The organism is Saccharothrix violaceirubra (assembly GCF_014203755.1).
GTDB lineage: Bacteria > Actinomycetota > Actinomycetes > Mycobacteriales > Pseudonocardiaceae > Actinosynnema > Actinosynnema violaceirubrum.
In genome coordinates, this window is the sequence record NZ_JACHJS010000001.1 from 4,991,345 (window position 1) to 5,009,168 (window position 17,824).

The 17,824-nt window shown below is 71.6% G+C and carries 16 protein-coding genes; 4 read left to right on the forward strand and 12 right to left on the reverse strand.

Annotated features, from left to right (window positions below; genetic code table 11):
- Nucleotides 1–4: 4 nt before the first annotated feature.
- Together F4559_RS22820 and F4559_RS22825 are read right to left on the reverse strand one after the other, a co-directional pair.
- The gene (locus F4559_RS22820) at nucleotides 5–466 is read right to left on the reverse strand and encodes a GNAT family N-acetyltransferase (RefSeq protein ID WP_184671823.1); all 462 of its coding nucleotides are present in this window, start codon (nucleotides 464–466) and stop codon (nucleotides 5–7) included.
- Nucleotides 467–484: 18 nt separating this feature from the next.
- The gene (locus F4559_RS22825; RefSeq protein ID WP_184671825.1) at nucleotides 485–1,195 is read right to left on the reverse strand and encodes an SDR family NAD(P)-dependent oxidoreductase; all 711 of its coding nucleotides are present in this window, start codon (nucleotides 1,193–1,195) and stop codon (nucleotides 485–487) included.
- Nucleotides 1,196–1,330: 135 nt separating this feature from the next.
- Here F4559_RS22825 and F4559_RS22830 point away from each other — a divergent pair, with 135 nt between their 5' ends.
- A complete protein-coding gene (locus tag F4559_RS22830) occupies nucleotides 1,331–2,101 on the forward strand; it encodes a molybdenum cofactor biosynthesis F family protein (protein ID WP_184671827.1) in 771 nt (256 codons plus the stop codon).
- Between the two features lie 49 nt (nucleotides 2,102–2,150).
- Entirely contained in the window at nucleotides 2,151–2,762 is a 612-nt protein-coding gene (locus F4559_RS22835; RefSeq protein ID WP_184671830.1) for a phosphoribosylanthranilate isomerase, read from the forward strand.
- A gap of 75 nt (nucleotides 2,763–2,837) precedes the next feature.
- Here F4559_RS22835 and F4559_RS22840 read toward each other — a convergent pair whose 3' ends face one another.
- From F4559_RS22840 to F4559_RS22870, 7 genes are all read right to left on the reverse strand, one after another.
- Nucleotides 2,838–3,581 (reverse strand): thioesterase II family protein, encoded by a 744-nt coding sequence (locus tag F4559_RS22840; protein WP_246446228.1) that lies wholly within the window; start codon nucleotides 3,579–3,581, stop codon nucleotides 2,838–2,840.
- Nucleotides 3,582–3,586: 5 nt separating this feature from the next.
- The gene (locus F4559_RS22845) at nucleotides 3,587–5,437 is read right to left on the reverse strand and encodes an AfsR/SARP family transcriptional regulator (RefSeq protein ID WP_184671835.1); all 1,851 of its coding nucleotides are present in this window, start codon (nucleotides 5,435–5,437) and stop codon (nucleotides 3,587–3,589) included.
- Nucleotides 5,418–7,172, reverse strand: a complete 1,755-nt coding sequence (locus F4559_RS22850; protein WP_312865781.1) for an AMP-binding protein — start codon at nucleotides 7,170–7,172, stop codon at nucleotides 5,418–5,420. The genes F4559_RS22845 and F4559_RS22850 overlap by 20 nt, the downstream gene beginning before the upstream one ends.
- Before the next feature lie 253 nt (nucleotides 7,173–7,425).
- Nucleotides 7,426–8,364 (reverse strand): TauD/TfdA family dioxygenase, encoded by a 939-nt coding sequence (locus F4559_RS22855; protein WP_184671839.1) that lies wholly within the window; start codon nucleotides 8,362–8,364, stop codon nucleotides 7,426–7,428.
- A 124-nt stretch (nucleotides 8,365–8,488) separates the two neighbouring features.
- Nucleotides 8,489–9,280 (reverse strand): DUF4097 family beta strand repeat-containing protein, encoded by a 792-nt coding sequence (locus F4559_RS36525; RefSeq protein WP_184671842.1) that lies wholly within the window; start codon nucleotides 9,278–9,280, stop codon nucleotides 8,489–8,491.
- Between the two features lie 9 nt (nucleotides 9,281–9,289).
- The gene (locus F4559_RS22865; RefSeq protein ID WP_184671844.1) at nucleotides 9,290–9,931 is read right to left on the reverse strand and encodes a response regulator transcription factor; all 642 of its coding nucleotides are present in this window, start codon (nucleotides 9,929–9,931) and stop codon (nucleotides 9,290–9,292) included.
- Nucleotides 9,922–11,199: a sensor histidine kinase gene (locus F4559_RS22870; protein ID WP_221447351.1), complete on the reverse strand. Its 1,278-nt coding sequence runs from the start codon at nucleotides 11,197–11,199 to the stop codon at nucleotides 9,922–9,924. Before F4559_RS22870 ends, F4559_RS22865 begins: the two co-directional genes overlap by 10 nt.
- A gap of 131 nt (nucleotides 11,200–11,330) precedes the next feature.
- On the opposite strand from F4559_RS22870, the gene F4559_RS22875 reads away from it, so the two are divergent.
- The gene (locus F4559_RS22875) at nucleotides 11,331–13,478 is read left to right on the forward strand and encodes an MMPL family transporter (RefSeq protein WP_184671846.1); all 2,148 of its coding nucleotides are present in this window, start codon (nucleotides 11,331–11,333) and stop codon (nucleotides 13,476–13,478) included.
- A gap of 219 nt (nucleotides 13,479–13,697) precedes the next feature.
- On the opposite strand, the gene F4559_RS22880 is transcribed toward F4559_RS22875, so the two are convergent.
- A complete protein-coding gene (locus F4559_RS22880) occupies nucleotides 13,698–15,068 on the reverse strand; it encodes a helix-turn-helix domain-containing protein (RefSeq protein ID WP_184671848.1) in 1,371 nt (456 codons plus the stop codon).
- A gap of 181 nt (nucleotides 15,069–15,249) precedes the next feature.
- On the opposite strand from F4559_RS22880, the gene F4559_RS22885 reads away from it, so the two are divergent.
- Entirely contained in the window at nucleotides 15,250–15,504 is a 255-nt protein-coding gene (locus F4559_RS22885) for a hypothetical protein (protein WP_184671850.1), read from the forward strand.
- A gap of 128 nt (nucleotides 15,505–15,632) precedes the next feature.
- Here the strand turns inward: F4559_RS22885 and F4559_RS22890 are convergent, their stop codons facing one another.
- Both F4559_RS22890 and F4559_RS22895 read right to left on the reverse strand, forming a co-directional pair.
- A complete protein-coding gene (locus F4559_RS22890) occupies nucleotides 15,633–16,877 on the reverse strand; it encodes an MFS transporter (protein ID WP_184671852.1) in 1,245 nt (414 codons plus the stop codon).
- Nucleotides 16,877–17,824 (reverse strand): ornithine carbamoyltransferase, encoded by a 948-nt coding sequence (locus tag F4559_RS22895; protein WP_184671854.1) that lies wholly within the window; start codon nucleotides 17,822–17,824, stop codon nucleotides 16,877–16,879. The genes F4559_RS22890 and F4559_RS22895 overlap by 1 nt, the downstream gene beginning before the upstream one ends.

Consider the following 17,824-nt stretch of genomic DNA (forward strand, 5'->3'; position numbering starts at 1 on the left):
ACCGTCACGCGATCGCGGGCAGCACGAACACCGCGTAACCCTCGTGATCGGGCTCGCGGGTCATGCCCAGGCGTCCGGCCAGCGCGATCGACGGTGCGTTGTCGGGCCGGGTCTCGATCAGGACGGGCCACTCGGGGCGGGTTTCCCGGGCGGCGGCCACGGCGGCCCACGCCATCTCGGTCGCGTAGCCGTGGCCCCGGTGGTCGGGGTGCAGGCGGTAGTAGAGGTTCCAGGCCGGCGGTCCGGATCGCTTTTTCGGCTGCACACCGCCGAAGCCGATCACCTCCCGGCGCAGCCTGATCGTCCAGTAGCCCAGGTCGCCCGTGCGCCACGTCTCCACGAACGCCGCCAGGTACCCGGCCGAACGGGTCGGGTCGGCGTCGGGACGCAGGACGCGGTCCAGGGCGACGAACTCGGCGAGGTCCGCCATCGTCACCGGGTCCAGGGTCAGGCGCTCGGTCCGCACCCGGTCGAAGGTAACCGGTCAGGCGGGGAACGCGGAGCGTGCCGAGTAGCCGAAGTCGGCCAGCAGCGCCTGGCCGTTGACCGCACGCGACAACGGCGTCGCCAGGAACAGCACCTGGCGCGCGACCTCCTCGGCCGTCTGCACGGGGAACGCCGCGTCGTCCAAAGCCTCGTCGCCCAGGTCGCCACGTGCCATCGGAGTATCCACAATGGACGGACAAACGCAGTTCACCCGAACACGGTCGAACTCCACGGCCAACGCCCGCGTCAACGACACCACCGCGCCCTTGGACGCGCAGTACGGCACCATCCCCGGCACGGACACGAACGCCGAGTCGCTGGCCAGGAACACGATCGAACCGCCGTCGGACAGGTGCGGGTAGGTGTGCTTGGCCAGCAGCAACTGCCCGGTCACGTTCACCGCGATCACCGCCGCCAGGTCCGCCGCCGACGTCTCGACCAGCGGCGTGCCCACCGGCCCGGAGATGCCCGCGCACCCGACCACCACGTCCAGCCCGCCCAGCAGCGCCACCGCCTCCGCGACGCCCGCCGCCAGCGACGACTCGTCGGTCACGTCCGCGCGCACGACGTCCGCCCCGCCCGCGCGGTCCAGGGCGACGACCCGGGCACCTTCGGCGCGGAACGCCTCGACGCACGCCCGGCCGATCCCGGACGCACCGCCCGTGACCAGCACTTTCCGATCCGTGAGCGACAGCAGCACGCCACCCATTCTGCGCCGGGCCGAAAAGTCGCGTGTTGACGGTCACTGCACCGTCGTTGTCCACCGCCGCACGACCGACCGCACGCCGGTTGGCGCACCGGCCGCACGCGATCGAGGATGCCGGTACGTCGAGAAAGGAACGCCATGACCGAGACCACCCTGTCGGACACCTCGACCTGGCTGCCCCTGGACGGCCTGGCACCGGGCTTCGACGAGAACAAGGCGCCCACCGTGGGCGACCTGTCCGGCCGCGAGTTCGTGCTCGCGGGCGGGTTCACGGCGAAGTTCACCGAAGGCCGGGTCGAGTGGGCGGGCGGTGTCGACGACTGCGAGACGTTCCTGGTCGACGAGGACCTCTACTACACCCAGTTCCACCCCGGGTCGAAGCCGACCGAGGCCGTGTCGCTGTTCCTGGACCTGCGCGCGGGCCGGGCACTGGTCGTCACGACGACGATCAACGAGTCGGGCACGCCGCGCGTGACCCAGGACTTCGCACCGACCACGATCGAGGGCTTCGACGTGTCCGGCGAGGAGCCGGCACCGACGCTGACGCTGGTCGGCCGCCGCGCGCTGTGGGTGTACAGCAAGCAGCACGCGTACGAGCACGTGTACCTCAGCCGGCACTGGTACACGTGGCAGTGCCTGGCGGGCCCCGAGAAGGGACTGGCCGACACCGACGAGAACTCGACCTGGCAGCTGCGTCCGGGCATCTACGTGTTCACGTGGCGCGAGAAGGTCATCCCGTGCGCCTCGGTGACCGTGGCCGACCACCGCGACGTGCACCGCACCCGGTCGCACGGTGTCCTCTTCGGACTCGACGAGACCGGGACGACGCCGACCCACTTCACGTTCGGCGCGCACGGTCGCCTGCTCAGCGACACGATCCACCCCGAGCAGTACGACCCGGCCCTGTAGTGCGGACCGGCGCCGACCCCCGGGGTCGGCGCCGGGTACCGTCTCGACCATGTTCGTGAAGCTGTGCGGCCTGCGCACGGAGGCCGACGTGGCGACCGCGGTCGACGCGGGTGCCGACGCGGTCGGCTTCGTGTTCAGCCGCAGTCCCCGGCAGGTCGACCCGGACACCGCGCGCCGCCTGGCCGCGGCCGTGCCGGCACACGTGCTGACCGTGGGCGTGTTCCGCGAGACCCCGACCGACGAGGTGCGTCGACTGACCGTCGAGTCGGACATCCGCGCGGTCCAACTCCACGGCGACTACCCGCGGTCGGCGTTCGAGAACCTGGCTTCGCTGGACGTGCCGCTCGTACGCGCCGTGACCCTCACGCCCGAGACCGACGTCCGCGTGGGCGCGTTCGGCGAGCGCATGCTCCTGCTCGACTCCCCCGAGGCCGGTTCCGGCCACCGCTGGGACCTGTCCTCGCTGACCACCCGACCCGCGGGCGACTGGCTCCTGGCCGGTGGCCTGACGGCGGCGAACGTCGCGGAGGCCGTCGCGGAGGCCCGTCCCTGGGGTGTGGACGTGTCCAGCGGCATCGAGTCGTCACGCGGCGTGAAGGACCACGCCCTGATGCACGCCTTCGTCAAGGCAGCGCGCGAGTCCTCCACTCGGACACCCTGAGACACGCACTCGGGCACCCCCGATCGGGGGTGCCCGAGTGCGTGTCTCGCGGTGCCTGGGTGGAGGACTCGCGCGTCAGGCCGGTACGGCGTCGGTGATCGTCGAGACCACCAGCGAGACCAGTTCCGCCGTCGACTCCTCCAGGTAGAAGTGGCCACCGGGCAGTTCGTGGTACTCGAACGCCTGCGTGGTGTGCAGGCGCCACGCCTTGACGTCCGCACGCTCCACGCTCGCGTCGGTGGTCCCCGCGATGGCCGTCACCGGGCAGCGCAGCGGTTCCCCGCCGGCGAAGCGGTACGTGTTCACGGCCTCCAGGTCGGCCCGCAGGCTCGGCAGCACGACCGGGCGCAGGCGTGGCTCCGCGTCGAGGCTCGCCCCGCCCGCGCTGCCCAACCGCCGGATGTGGGCGAGCAACTCCTCCTCGTCCGAGGGGTCGACCCCGGTCGAGCGCGACCGCGACGGCGCCGTCCGGGCCGACGCGAACATGCGCACCGGCAGGCGCGCACCGGCCTTCTGGAACGAACGGATCATCTCGAACGCCACGGTGGCGCCCATGCTGTGCCCGAACACCGCGTAGGGCACGGACAACAGGTCGGCGACGGCCGTGCCCGCGCCGGCGGCGAGGTCCGCCACCGAACGCGCGCACGGCTCGCCGAACCGGTCCTGGCGGCCCGGGTACTGGATCGCCACCAGCTCCACGTCCGCCGGCAGCAGGTCGACCCACGGCCGGTACCCGCCTGCCACGCCGCCCGCGTGCGGGAGGCAGAACAGGCGGAACCGGGCGTTCGGCCGGGGGGTGAAGGTGCGCAGCCAGGACATCTCGATCACTCCGTCGAATACTCCATGCTCGCGTGCGCCCGGTGCAGGGCCGCGAAGCGGTCGACCGCCAGGTCCTCCTCGGCGACGAGTTCCATCGCCACCGCGCGGACCAGGTCGTGGTACGCGTAGCGGTCCTGGTCGGGCACTTCCAGCAGTCGCGCGTCGACGAGCTGTTCGGTCAGCTCGCGGGCCTCGCCGACGGTCACGTCCAGCACCACGGCCGCGTTCCACACCGAGAACGTCGCCCGTTCCAGCAGGGCCAGCAGCCGGAACGCCCGGCGCGCGCCCGTGCCCAGGCTCCGGTAGCTCAACCCGACGCTCGCCCGCACGTCCAGGTCCGCGAGCTGCAACTCGTCCAGCCGCCGGCCCCGGTCGGCCAACCGGCCCGCGAGTTCCACGGGCCGCAGGTGCGGTTTCGCCACGAGCCGCGCCCCGGCGATCCGCACGGCCAGCGGAAGGCCGCCGCACAGCCGCGCGATGCGCTCGGCCGAGCGGGGGTCCGGCTGGATCCGCTGCTTGCTGACGATCCGGGACAGCAACTCCAACGACTCCGCCTGCGACAGCACGCCCAGGTCGACCACGGGCACGCCGGGCAACGCCGACAGCCGCGCCCGACCCGTGACCAGCACTCCGCACTGCGGGTTGCCCGGCAGCAGCGGCCTGATCTGCTGCTCGCCGACCGCGTTGTCCAGCACCACGAGCACCCGCCGGTCGGCGAGCCTGCTGCGGTAGAGCCGGACCCGTTCGTCCACATCGGACGGAACGTCGCGCGCGGGCACGCCGAGCCCGGTGAGCAGCTTGGCCAACGCGTCGTGCGGCCGGACCGGTGCGCTCGTCCCACGCAGGTCCAGGTAGCACTGCCCGTCCGGGAAACCGGCACGCAGGCGGTGTCCCGCGTGCACGGCCAACGCCGTCTTGCCCACCCCGGCCATCCCCGAGATCACCGCCGCGGCGGCCGACGACCGGTCCGGGTCGGGCCGCAGCAGCGCCTCCAGCGTGGCCAGGTGGTCCGTCCGCCCGGTGAAGTCCGCGATGTCCGGTGGGAGTTGGGCGGGAACCTGGTGCTGGGTGCGCGGCAGCGGCCGTGCCGGTTTGGCGGGCGTCGACGCGAGCACGCGCCGGTAGATCTCGCGGAGTTCGGCGCCGGGGTCTATCCCCATCTCGACGGCCAGCCGGCGGCGGTGCTCGTGGTAGCAGCTGAGCGCCTCGGCTTGGCGCCCGGTGCGGTCGAGCACGGTCATCAGCTGGCCGCGCAGGCGTTCGCGCAGCGGGTTGGCCCCGACCAGACCGGTCAGCTCGGCGACGAGGCCGCCGTGCCGGTCCAGTTCGATGTCCGCCGCGACGCGTTCCTCCAGGACGACGAGCCGGCGCTCCTCCAGGTCCGGTGCCGCGACCGCTTCGAGGCAGTCGGTGACACCGGCCAACGCCGGTCCGGTCCACTCGCCCAGTGCACGGGCGAAGAGGTCGGCGGCCTCGGCCGTACGACCGGCCGCCGCCGCCTGGCGACCCGCCGCCGCGACCCGCTCGAACTCGACCAGGTCGAGTCGGGCCGGGCCCACGTCGAGCACGTAGCCCGGCCGCAGCCGGGTGATCGTGCACGTCTCGCCGAGGATCTTGCGCAGTCTCGACACGTAGGTCTGGATCTGCGCGTCGGCGGTGACCGGCGGGGTGTGGCCCCACAGCATCTCCGCGATCCGCGAGTCGGACACCAGGCTGCCCCGGCCGAGCAGCAGCAGGGCCAGGACGGTGCGCAACTTCGCGGCGCGCAGGTCGATCCGCTCGCCCGCCACGGTGACGTCCACCGTGCCGAGCAGCGTGAACCGGACCCCGCGCCGCTCAGACCGCGATCCGGACATGACTCCTCCTCGCTGTCCCGAGCGGAGGGCGGTACCGACGCCGCACGTCGGCGTCCAGCTCCTCGTAGACGGGTTCGGCCGCCCGTGCCACGAAGAGGTCCCGCATGAGGGCACGCCGCGCGCGGTCGCAGCCGATCGCGGGCATGCCCGGTCCGAGGAACACCACGCTGCCGAACCTGACCCTGGTCCGACGGCGCAGCCACGAACGCAGCGCGGCGGCGAGCGACCGCAGCTCGTCCAGGTCGTGGTGCTCGACCTCCTGCACCACGACGACCTCCTCACGGCCGACCGGCACGGTGAACACGCTGGCCCGGTGCGCGCCCAGCCCCGGGAACCGCTCGGCCACCTCGCGCTCCACGTCGTGCGCGCGCAAGGTGCGCCCGGAGACGGTGAGCATGCCGTCGGCGCGGCCGAGCACGTACAGCTCGCCGGCGTCGAGCACGCCGAGGTCGCCGGTCCGGACGAAGCCGTCCTGACCGTCGTCCAGGCGCGCGTCGAAACTGCGCCGCGACTCGACCTCGTGGCCCCAGTAGCCGCGGGCGAGCCCGCTGCCCCGGACCCACACCTCGCCGACCCGGCGGTCGGGCAGTTCCCGTCCGGACTCCGGGTCGACCACGCGCACGTCGAGGCGTTCGACCCGACCGGCGCCGACCAGCACCGGGTCCTCGGGGCGTTCGGACTCGACGAGCGTGCGCTCCTCCAGTGCCGTGGCCGACACGCGCGTCCCGACCGGCGCCCGGCCGGGCGTCGACGAACTGACCAGGAACGTCGCCTCGGGCAGGCAGTACGTCGTGCGCAACGCCGCCGGGTCGAAGCCCAGCGGTGCCACCGCGTCGGCGAACCGGCCGAGCACGGCCGGGTCGAGCAACGTCGACGGCGTGTACGCGATGCGCCAGCACGACAGGTCCAGACCCGTCGGCAGGCGCTCCTCGACGGCACGCGCGCAGCGGGCGAACGCGGTCGCCGCGCCGCCGCTGATGGTGACGCGGTGGCGGTCGACCAGTTCGAGCCACCGCACCGGGTCCCGCGCGAGGTCCCGGGTCGGCATGAGCACGGCCGTGGCTCCTGCCGACAAGGCGGTCAACACGTTCATGAGACCGGTGTAGTTGTCCGGCGGCAACCAGCTCAGCAGCCGGTCGTCCGCCGTGACGCCGAACGCCGCGCGCGTGCGCGCCAGGCCCTGTTCGAGCGCCGCGTAACCGATCTCCGTGGCCACGAGTTCGCCCACGGCCGAGCCGTAGCACAGCACGGCGGCGTCGGCCGGCCCGCGCACGACGTCGACGGGGTCGCCCGGATCACCGAGTTCGACCACGTCGGTCGCGACGCAGACCAGCTCCTCCATGCCGTCCTGGCTCAGCCACTCGTGCACCGGCGACAGGCTGCCCACGTCCGTGAGCACCACGCGGGCGCCCGAGTCGAAGGCGATGCCGGTCGCCCGGGCGAGGTGGTGGTCACGGCCGGTGGGTACCGGCGCGACCACCGGAACCACGCCGGCGTACAGGCAACCGAAAAAATTCTTCACGATCTCCGGGCCGAGAGGGCTCAGCAGGAGCACTCTGTCGCCCGGAACACACTGCTCGGACAACCACGCGGCGACCGTGCGCGCCGAGCGGTCCAACTCGGCGTAGCTCAGTTCCGACCCGGTGGCGGCGCCGGCGGCGGCCGACGCCTCTGCGATCACTGCGATCCGGTCCCGGTCGTTCCGGGCCGGTCCTCCCATTAATCGCCGCACCATCTGGCGGATGTACACCCGTGTCCCCCTGGATGTCAGATAACGAGTCGTCGACGAACATCCCAGGAACGCCTCGATCACGCTGTGCAGCAGAACGCGGCAGACCTGACTCCCCGCAAGGAAAATACTCACCTGAATGGCAGATGTCAACGACACGAATCAGACGGGGATTGCACCGGGTGACTACCGGACGGACCAACCCGGTTATACCGAAACGCCCGGCCGAACAATTTTCACAAAACTCGGCCGGCCGTGCTCAGGACATTCCGACGAGCACCCTCCGCGAACCCTGGAACGGGCGCCGACCGTGGCCGACCAGCAGGTTGTCGATCAGCAGCACGTCACCGAGCCGCCAGTCGACGTCGACCGCCAGTTCCAGGCCGCGGTCGCGGACCTGGAGCACGTACTCGGCCGGGATCGGCCGGTGGTCGGCGAAGGTCACGCTCTGCGGCATCTCCTCGGCGCGCAGCACCTCGGCCATGGCCTTGGCGGTCTCGTCGCCCAGCGTCGCGTAGTGCCACTGGTCGGCCTGGTTGAACCACACCTCCGCGCCCGTGACCGGGTGCTTCGTGGTCGACGGCCGCAGCTGGCTGACCCGCAGGCCGCCGTCGTCGTGCCACTGCCAGGTCGCTTCGGTCGACCGCAGGAACTCGTCGACGACCTCGCGGTCGTCGGTCTCGAACGTGTCCTGCCAGCTCTTGCCCAGGCCGAACCCGCCGTGCAGGTTCTGGGTGTAGCGGACGCCACCCGCGAACGCCTCGCGCACGTCGTCGTCCAGCGACTCCAGCCACAGCTGCGCGTCGACGACCGGCGTCGCGCCACCGGTCATGTCGGCCAGGACACAGCAGAAGAGCAGGCGCGACGGCCACGAGTGCGCGTAAGACAGCTCGTTGTGCATGGAGATCGTGAACTCGGGCGGGTACTCGGTCGACGTGTAGATGTTCGAGCCGACCTTGGTCCGCGGCGAGTTCCCGTGCACGTACGCGAGCCGGTTGGGCAGCAGTCGGTCCATCACCCCCGCGATCGTGTCCTCGGTCACGCCGAATCCCCGGAAAACCAGCGCCTTCTCCGCGACGAGCCGTTCGTCGAGGTCGGTCGCACCCTCCAGGTACTCGATCAGCCCGGCCGCCGTCGGCCGCGCGCCGACGTCCGACGGTCCGATCTCGGCCGGCGCCCAAGTGAGACGGGTGTTCATGTGTGTTACCCCATTCCCGGAAATGCCGTGAGGGTTTTTCCCAAGGCCATCCGAGGATCACCCCGGCGACCACCGCGATCATGGCAGCCGGCGCTATACTCACACTACGCTGGAGTGATCAGGTCTATTCCGTGTACTGAATCCGAACGTCCCCCGAACGCGATTCGACGTCGATCTTGCGGGACGCGGTGCTGTTCTGCTCCACGTCGACTATCCGGGTGCCCGATTCCACGCTCAGCAGGACCGCGAACGGCCCGCCGCCGCGGGGGACCCGCATCACGAAATCACCCGAACGCACGTTGGCCTTGACCTGGTCGGGGACTTCCGCGAACCGCAGGTCCGCGCCACCCGACGTGGCGGCCACGTCGATCGAGTCGGTACGCAGTCCCGAACCGACCAGGTCACCGGACTGGACCCGGGCCCACAGCGCGCCGCCGACGTCGTCGGCCGTGATCCGCCCGGACGTCGTGGTCAACCGCAGGTCCCCGGTCAACCCGACGACCGACAGCACACCCGACGAGGTCCGCGCGTCGACCGCCACGCGGGCCGGCACCTCGACCCGGTAGCGCACCGAGCACCCCGGCAGCCGGGGGCTCGACGGGCAGCGCGCGCTGATCCGCAACGTCGAGCCGTCCCACACCTCGCGCACCGTCGGCCGGCCGAACGACCAGTTCAGCTCCCGGTCCACCACGACCCGGTCGGACCGGCCGGCGACCAGTTCCACGTCGACCGAACCGCTGTCCACCTCGACCCGCCCGGCCGCCCGGTCGTAGACCTGGTGCTGCGACTCGGTCCGGTTGCCGATCCAGGCCCACAGGTACAACCCGCCGAGCAGCAGACCGGCGGTCACCGCGAGCGCGCCCGCGACCAGCCAGACCGGCCGTCCGGCCCGGTGCTCGGCTGTCCGCTCGTCCACGACTCCCCCTCACCCCTGAAGGAACCGCTGCACCGCGATGACCCGGCGGTGGTCGCTGTCCTTGATCGGGATGTCCAGTTTCCCGAAGATGCTGTTCACATGTTTGGCCACCGCGCTCTCGCTCACGGACAGGGCCTTCGCGATCCCGGAGTTCGACCGGCCGGCGGCCATGAGGCTGAGCACCTCGGACTCGCGCGGCGTCAACCGGTCGAGGGGCTGGTGGCGGTGCTTGACCAGCAACTGCGCGACCACGTCCGGGTCGAGCACCGTGCCGCCGTCGAGCACCCGGCGCACCGCGTCGAGGAACTCGCCGACGTCCGCGACCCGGTCCTTGAGCAGGTAGCCGACCCCGGTGCTGTAGGTCGACAGCAGCTCGGAGGCGTACCGCTCCTCCACGTACTGCGAGAGCACGAGCAGCGCCAGGTCCGGCCACGACCGGCGCAGCACGAGCGCCGCGCGCAGACCCTCGTCCCGGAAGTCCGGCGGCATCCGGACGTCCGTGATCACCAGGTCCGGCCGTTCGGCGTCGACGGCCTTGAGCAGCGCCTCGGCGTCGCCCACCGCGGCGACCGTCTCCAGCCCGGCCAGCGCCAGGAGCCGGATGAGCCCCTCGCGCAGCAGGACCGAGTCCTCGGCGATCATCACACGCACGGCAGCTCCGCCCGGATCGTCGTGCCGCGGCCCGGCCGGCTGTCCACGACCAGCGCACCGTCGACCGCGGCGACCCGCTGCCGCAGGCCACGCAGGCCCGAGCCGTCGCGTTCGACCGCGCCGCCGACGCCGTCGTCGACGACCTCGACCGACAGCCGTCCCCCCACCGCGCGTCCCCCCACCGTGCGCACCGACACCTCCACGCTCTTCGCCTGTGCGTGCTTCGCAATGTTTGTGAGGCTCTCGGACACCACGAAATACGCGATCGCCTCGATTCCCGCCGATGGTCGTACGTCCACGTCCACCCGGAGGCGTACCGGAACGGGTGACCGGGCACACACGCCGGCGAGCGCCGCGTCCAGGCCGCGTTCGTCCAGCACGGCCGGGTGCAGGCCACGGACCAGGTTGCGCAGGTCGGCGAGCGCGGACTTGGCGTCCTCGTGCGCGGACACGATCACCGACCGGACCGGCTCCTCCAGGTCCGGCAACGTCTGCCGGGCGATGCCGAGGTTCATGGCCAGCGACGTGAGCTGCTGCTGGGCGCCGTCGTGCAGGTCGCGCTCGATGCGCCGGCGTTCGGCGTCGGCCGCCTCCATCAGGCCGGCCCGGCTCTCCACCAGCGACTCGACCTTCTCGGCGAGCACGTCGCGTGCGCTGCGCTCCAACAGCGTGCGGGCCAGCAGGACGTCCAGTGCGGACAGCCCCAACGCCGCCCAGGGCGCGGCGAACAGCAGCGAGAGCCCGAGCAGCCCCAGGCCGACCGGTCCCGTCGACCGCTCGTAATCGCCGTCGACCAACCGCACGACCGCGAACAACGGCAGCACCACGCCCGCGACCCACGAGCCGAGCACGACCGCGGCGCTCAGCGGTGCCAGCAGACCGGCGAGCAGGTGGTAGCCCACCCGACGCCAGGTGAGCTGTTCGCGCAGGCGCGCGATGAGCCGGCGGGTCGACGACCCGTCGGGCGGGTCGCGGCGGGCGACCTGGATGCCGATCTCCAGGAACGCCGCGAACCGCGTGCGCTGCACGGTCGTGGCGGCGTCCACGGTCGCGACCAGCCCGGCCAGGCAGGCGAGGCTGCCGACCACCGTCAACGCCAGCATCGCGCTCACGACGCCGAGCACCACGAGCGCCAGGGCCGTGATGCTCGCGAGCGGCGCGCCGACGGCCAGGTGCATGGTCGCCAACCACGCGCGGCGGCTCAGCGGCTCGCGCACGACGGTCGAGAGCACCCCCGATCGGGGCATCCGGACGTCACCGGCGGTCATTGTCCCACCGTACGGGCCCTTTCCAGACGAGACCATGCAACCAGTACCCGTTCTGGGGCTGTACCCAGGTGCAGGTGAAGTCGGGGGTGTGCCTTAACGACACGCAGTCGGACCATCGACAAGCTGTAACCATGCTGTCTCGGATCGGGCGCTTCTGCTACCAGCGGCGCGTCTGGGTGTTCGGTGTGTGGCTCCTGGTCATGGCCGTGGGCGGCGTGGCGTTCAGCCCGCTGTTCAACAGCCTGGCGCTCAACAAGCCCTCCCAGGGCATGGAATCCAACGTCGCCCGTCAGGTGCTCACGACCGAGGGCGACTACTACGACAAGCTCATCGCGGTAGTGGACGGCGGCGACCTCAGGTCGGTTCCCGCGCAGGACGCGATGGGTCGCGCGGTCGACGAGGTCCGCGGCATCACGGGTATCAAGGAGGTCGCCGACCCGGTCGCCTCGCCCGACGGCTCCGCCGCGCAGATCACCGTGCGCTTCGGCAAGCTGCCGAAGACCGAGAAGAAGCGCGTGCTGACCGAGGCGTCCGACCGGCTGCACAAGGTCGCGGACGACGTGCCGGGGTCGAAGGTCGTCATCGGCGGCGACGAACCGCAGGCGCAGGAGACCAACGCCACTTCGGGTGCGGACACGCTGCGCGCCGAGTTGAGCACGTTGCCCATCATCCTGATCGCGTTGGTGGTCGTGTTCGGCGGGCTCCTCGCGGCGCTGTTGCCGCTGCTCGCGGCGATCGGCGCGGTGTGCGGCGCGATCGCGATGGTGCTGGTGTTCTCCACGTTCCTCAACCTCGACAGCACCGTGATGTCGGTGGTGACCCTGCTGGGTCTCGGTCTGTCGATCGACTACGGCCTGCTGCTCGTGGCCAGGTACCGCGACGAACTCGCGGTCGGCCACGCGCCGGAGGTGGCCGCCGCCCGCACGTGGGCGACGGCGGGTCGGACCATCCTGTTCAGCGGCCTGACCGTGTCGGCGGCGTTGAGCGGTCTGCTGGCGTTCGACGTGGCCCGGTTGCAGACGATGGGCGCGGCGGGCATCTCGGCCACGCTGATCGCCATGGCGGCGGCGTTGACGCTGACGTCGGCACTGCTCGGGTTCTTCGGCAAGCACATCCGCCCCTCGAAGAAGGCGATCTCCCGGGAAGCGCGGGCGGACAGCTCCGAGATCGGCGCGTTCGCCAAGCTGGCCAGGTTCATCCAGGGCCGGCCGGTGGTGATCACCGTGATCGCGTCGGCGTTCCTGGTGCTGCTCACGCTGCCCGCGTTCACCGCGACGCCGAAGCTGCCGCAGCTCGCGGGCCTGCCGCGCGACGTCATGGAGTCGGCCCGGGCCGCGGACGTGCTGCAGGACAAGTTCGGCCTCGCCGTGCAGCCGCCGGTCGTGGTCGTGGCGCGGACCGACGCGGCGACCCTCGACCAGTGGGCGCAGCGCTGGGCGGACGACCCGGCCAAGCCCGTGGCGCGGCCGGCCGAGCAGACGGGCGAGAACCTGTCGACCGTGTCGTTCGACATGGCGGGCGACAGCCAGAGCGAAGCGGCGCAGGAGTTCGTGAAGCGGGTGCGCGCGGACCGGCCGCCGGCCGAGACGTGGGTGCTCGGCGACGCGGCGGTGATCGTGGACCTGTGGGACAAGACGGTCGACGGCCTGCCGTTGGCGATCACGATCATGCTGTTGTCGATGTTCGTGCTGCTGTTCCTGATGACGGGCTCGCTCGCGGTGCCGTTGAAGGCCATCTTCACGAACGTGCTGTCGCTGGGCGCGACGATCGGCGTGATGGTGGCGATCTTCCAGCACGGCTTCCTGGCCGGACCGCTGGACGCACTGGTGGTGGGCGGGTTGAGCCCGTACATCCTGCTGCTGGTGTCGGCGTTCGCGTTCGGCTTCTCGATGGACTACGAGGTGTTCCTGCTGGGCAGGATCAAGGAACACGTCGACGAGGGCATGGAGACGAACACCGCCGTACGGCGCGGCTTGCAGCGCAGCGGCCGGATCATCACCTCGGCCGCGGTGCTCGTGCTGATCGTGTTCACCGGCTTCACGATCGCCGACCTGGCGGACGTGGAAGAGCTGGGCATCGGCCTCTTCCTCGCGGTCCTGATCGACGCCACCCTGGTGCGTTGCGTCCTGGTCCCGTCCACGATGACCTTGCTGGGCAAGTGGAACTGGTGGACGCCCAGGTTCCTACACCCCATCCGTGACCGCTTCGGGTTGCGGGAACACGAGGACGTCCCCACCGGCACCCGGCGCCCGGAGAACCTGGAACCCGCCGGCCGGTGATCACAGTGGAGTCGGCCCGCCACCCCCTCAGGGCCGACTCCACACCCCGTCCGTGACAGCCGGACGAACGACAAGAACACATCAGACCAGCGTCGGACCGGGCCTCCCAGGCTCGCCCGGCCCGACGCCCCCGCGAGGGGTCGACGACATCCCCCGGTGTCGCTCGACCCCTCGTTCTTCTTTCCTTTGAGGACTGTCGCGTTCGGACGTTCACGGACCTCAGGCCGGGAGGTGCACCCGCCTGGCCAAAGCCGACAGTCCGGGCATGGCCGCCTGGCGAGGTGCGGCCATCAGGTCCGAGACCAGCAGGCGCACGGCGTTGCGGGTGCGGACCTCGCCGGGTGCGACGCGTTCGGCCGTGAGCAGGGCCCGACATGCCTCGTCGGGTTTGTCCCACCGGGCATAGGCCAGGGCGGTGTCCACGAGCAGCCGGGCGCGGCGTTCGGTGGTGGGCACGGCGGCCAGGGGCAGGCTGTGCGCGTAGGCGAGCGCGGCACCGGCGTCCCCGAGCAGGTAGGCGGCGGACACCTGGTGGCTGACCAGGTTGGTCAGCGCCGCGCGATGCCGTCCGGGATGGTCGACGAGTACGGCGGTGGCGACACCGGCCTGGCCGAGCAGCTCCCGGGCGCGCTCACGATCGCCCGCACGGGCGGCGGCGTACCCGGCCGAGCAGTACAGGCTGCCGACCATCGCCGACCGCGCCGGTTCACGGCCGGTCCGGACGAGGTCGTCGGCGGCGGCGAGGGTGAGGGCGAGGGCCCGGTCGTGGTCACCGGCCCGGCGGGCCACCGACGCGAGCAGGCGCTGCGACTCGGCGCGGACGAGCGGGTCGGCCGCCAGGTTCGCCGCCCGCGCCGCACGGTCGGCGGCGAGCCACTCCAGGCCGGAGACCCTCAGCTTGATCAAGGCCCGGGTGGCCAACTGGTAGGCGGCGGCGAGCACCCGGTGCACCCCCGGTTCCGCACCGACTCCGGCGGTCGCCTCGGCGTGTCCGAGCAGGGTCGGCAGGCGGTCCGCGAGTTCGAGGTAGCGGCAGGCGCTGAACTCGTGCCGTGCGGAAGCGAGTGCCCGGGTCAAGGTCGCGATCGGGACGGCGCGGCCGTTCGGGGCCGGACCGAGCAGTGCGTCGCCGAGCCGCCGGGTGAGCACCTGCGCGGGGTCGACCCCGTCGGCACCGGCCGTACCCGGCCGGACGAGCGCCGAGCCCGCGAGGGCGGCGAATCCTGCGAGCAACGCGCGTCGACGCACCGGGTCGTCCTCCTGGTCGGGCGAGGTCGTGGCCCGGCCCACCCTAAGGCCCACCGCGACGGGTCGACGGGAACGCGCCCCGGGGGTGTCGTGGTCGGACAGGCCGAACGCCGCGTGCGGCAGCGCGAGCACGTCGGCGAGGATGCGCAGCAGTCCCACATCCCGCAGCGGCAGCCTGCCGGTCTCCCACCGGGAGACCTGACTGGCGGAGTAGCCGCAGCGGCGGCCGAGGTCCGCCTGGCTCCAGCCCCGCGCGGCGCGGGCCGCCCGGACGACCACGCCGGGCTCCGACCGTCCACACGGCAGGGCGGCGACCAGGCCGTCGGGTAGGGGCGGTGTCATCACGGCGCCTCCCGGGGACGCGGCCGACACCGCCACCGTACTGGCCCGAACCGCGTCCGTCGGCCCCACTTGCAGGATCTGCACACCGCTTGCGCGACCGGTAGGGGTACGACCGGACAGGAGCAGGAGGCGGTCTCCTGGACGGACCTCGACACCGCCAGACCGACATCGGAGGTCCTCCGTGCGGAACCTGCCCGTTCCACTCCACGACCGCGCGGCCGGACGCCGCCTCGCCGACCCGACGGCCGTGGTCGACCTGCTGACGCACCCGGCTGCCACCGCGGTGGCAGCGGTCGCGGTGGCTTGTGTGGTCGGCCTCGTCGCGCTCATGGCGACGGGTGTTCCGGCTCGGCACCTCGGCACGGCGACCGCGGCGTTCGTCACCGCGACCGCACTGTGCCTGCTGCTCTTCGGGTTCGTCCTGCCCTGGCTGTGATGTCCGGGTGCCTGAACGCACAACTCACGGTGTCCGAACGCATAACTCGCGAGAAGAGAGAAGGGCCGGTGCTTCCTGGAGGGGAAGCACCGGCCCGAGGGGGAGAGAGGATCGAGAGGGAAAGAGGATCAAGAAGGACGGGGGGCGTTCATCACCGTGTACCGGGCCGCACGGACGATCGGCGTGCCCAGGGCCACCAGGGACAGCAGGCCCATCACGGCGGCCATGCCCAGCACCGTCGGAAGCACACCGGGACCGTCCAGAAGGGGGCCGGTGAGCAGGGCGCCGAGGAAGGCCAGGCCCGAACCGAGGAGGGTCATGACGCTGACGGCCCGGCCCATCATGGCGTCCGGTGCCACGGAGACCAGGTAGATGCCGCCCGCGACGTTGAAGACGCCGCCGACGTAGCCGAAGGCGGCGAAAGCCCCGCCCAGCACAAAGGGATCGGAGGTGAAGGCCACCGGGACCACCGTCAGTGCCCAGACGGCGAACCCGCCGACCAGCAACGCCCGCATGGTCAGCCACTTGAGCCAGCGGGTGGCGGTCAGCGCGCCCAGCATGCCGCCGACACCACCGATCGCCGTGATCACACCGACCAGCAACCCGGTCCCCCCGGACTGCTTGATCAAGAAGATCACCGTGATCCCCAACCCGGCGAACACGATGTTGCTCACCGAGATCAGGATCATGGCCGTGCGCAACAGGTTCTGCGCCCAGATCCACCGGAACCCCTCGACCACCTCGGCCTTGAAGTCCCGCTTCGCCGAAGAACGCTCGTCCTGGAAGTCCTTGCGGATCAACAGCATCGACACCAACGACACCAGGTGCGCGAACGCCGTGAACACGAACGGCGTCCAGTGCAGGAACGCGAACAGCGAGCTGCCCAACGGCTGCCCCAGCGTCCCGGCCGCCCGCGACCGGGCCTCGTTCTGCCCCAACGCCGCCGAGAGCTGCTCCTTCGGCACGACATGTCGCACCGCGGACCGCTCGGCCAGGTCGTAGCAGATGGCCAACGCGCCCTGCACGAACGCCACGACCACCAGGTGCGCGATCCACGTGTGCCCCAGGAACACCGCCACGGCGACGCTCAACGTGGACAGCACGCACCCCACGTCGGCGAGGATCATCAACCGCCGCCGGTCGACCCGGTCGACCAGTACCCCGGCGGGCAACTGCACCAGCAGCTGCGGCAACAACGCCGCCGCGCCGACCAGACCGGCCATCGTCGCCGATCCCGTGGCCCACAGGGCGAGCATGGGGTAGACCGTGATGGTCACCCGGGTGCCGAGCAGGGTGCCGCCGGCACCCAGCCACAGCAACAGGAAGTCGCGGTTACGCCGCAACGGCGGCAACTGTGTCTCGACCGTCGTCATCACACGGCCCCGGTCTGCGAAGGAACGCCCAGCAGGCTCCACTGGACGACGGCCATGGCGCTGAACATCTTGTACCGGGCCTGCTCGAACGCGATGCTGCGCGGCCCGTCGAGCACCTCGGCCGTGACCTCCTCGCCCCGGTGGGCGGGCAGGTCGTGCATGAACAACGCGTCGGGCGATCCGGCGAACAGTCCATCGTGGACCTGGAACGGCGCGAACACCGTCCGCCAGTCCGGATCCGGCTTGGACGTCCCGGTGGTCTGCCACCGCGTCGTGTAGACCACCCGCACGTCGGCCGGCAGGTCGTCCATGTCGTGCCGTTCCACGACCACCGCACCGGACGACGCGGCCTGCGCGACGGCGGTCTCCACGATCGAGGCCGGCATCCCGTAGCCGGGCGGCGTCCGGGCCTCGAAGTGCACGCCCGGGAACCGGCTCAGCGCCAACGCCAGCGCGGTGCACGTGTTGTTGCCCTCGCCGACGTAGAGCAGTCGCAGCCCGTCGAGCGTGCCGAACCGGGCGGTCAACGTGGTCAGGTCGGCCAGGGCCTGGGTCGGGTGCTCCAGTTCGCTCATGGCGTTGACCACGGGCAGCCCGGACGCGGCCAGCTCGCGCAGGTCGCGCTCGGCACCCGCGGTCCGGGCCACGAGCAGGTCGAGCATCCCGGCGAACACCCGCCCGGTGTCGGCGATCGACTCGCCGGTGTTGAGCTGGAGGTCGTTGGGGCCGTACGCGATCACGTCCGCCCCCAGCCGCAGCGCACCGCTGGTGAACGCGGTGCGCGTGCGGGTTGAGGTCTTGCTGAAGTAGACGCCGACGACGCGCCCGTGCAGCGGTCGTCCCGGTGCGTCCGCCTGTCCGAACCGCACCCCCTGGTCCACGATGTGTCGCAGATCCCCGTCCGTCAGGTCCGTGACGGAGATCAGGGTTCCTCCGGTGCTGTTCAT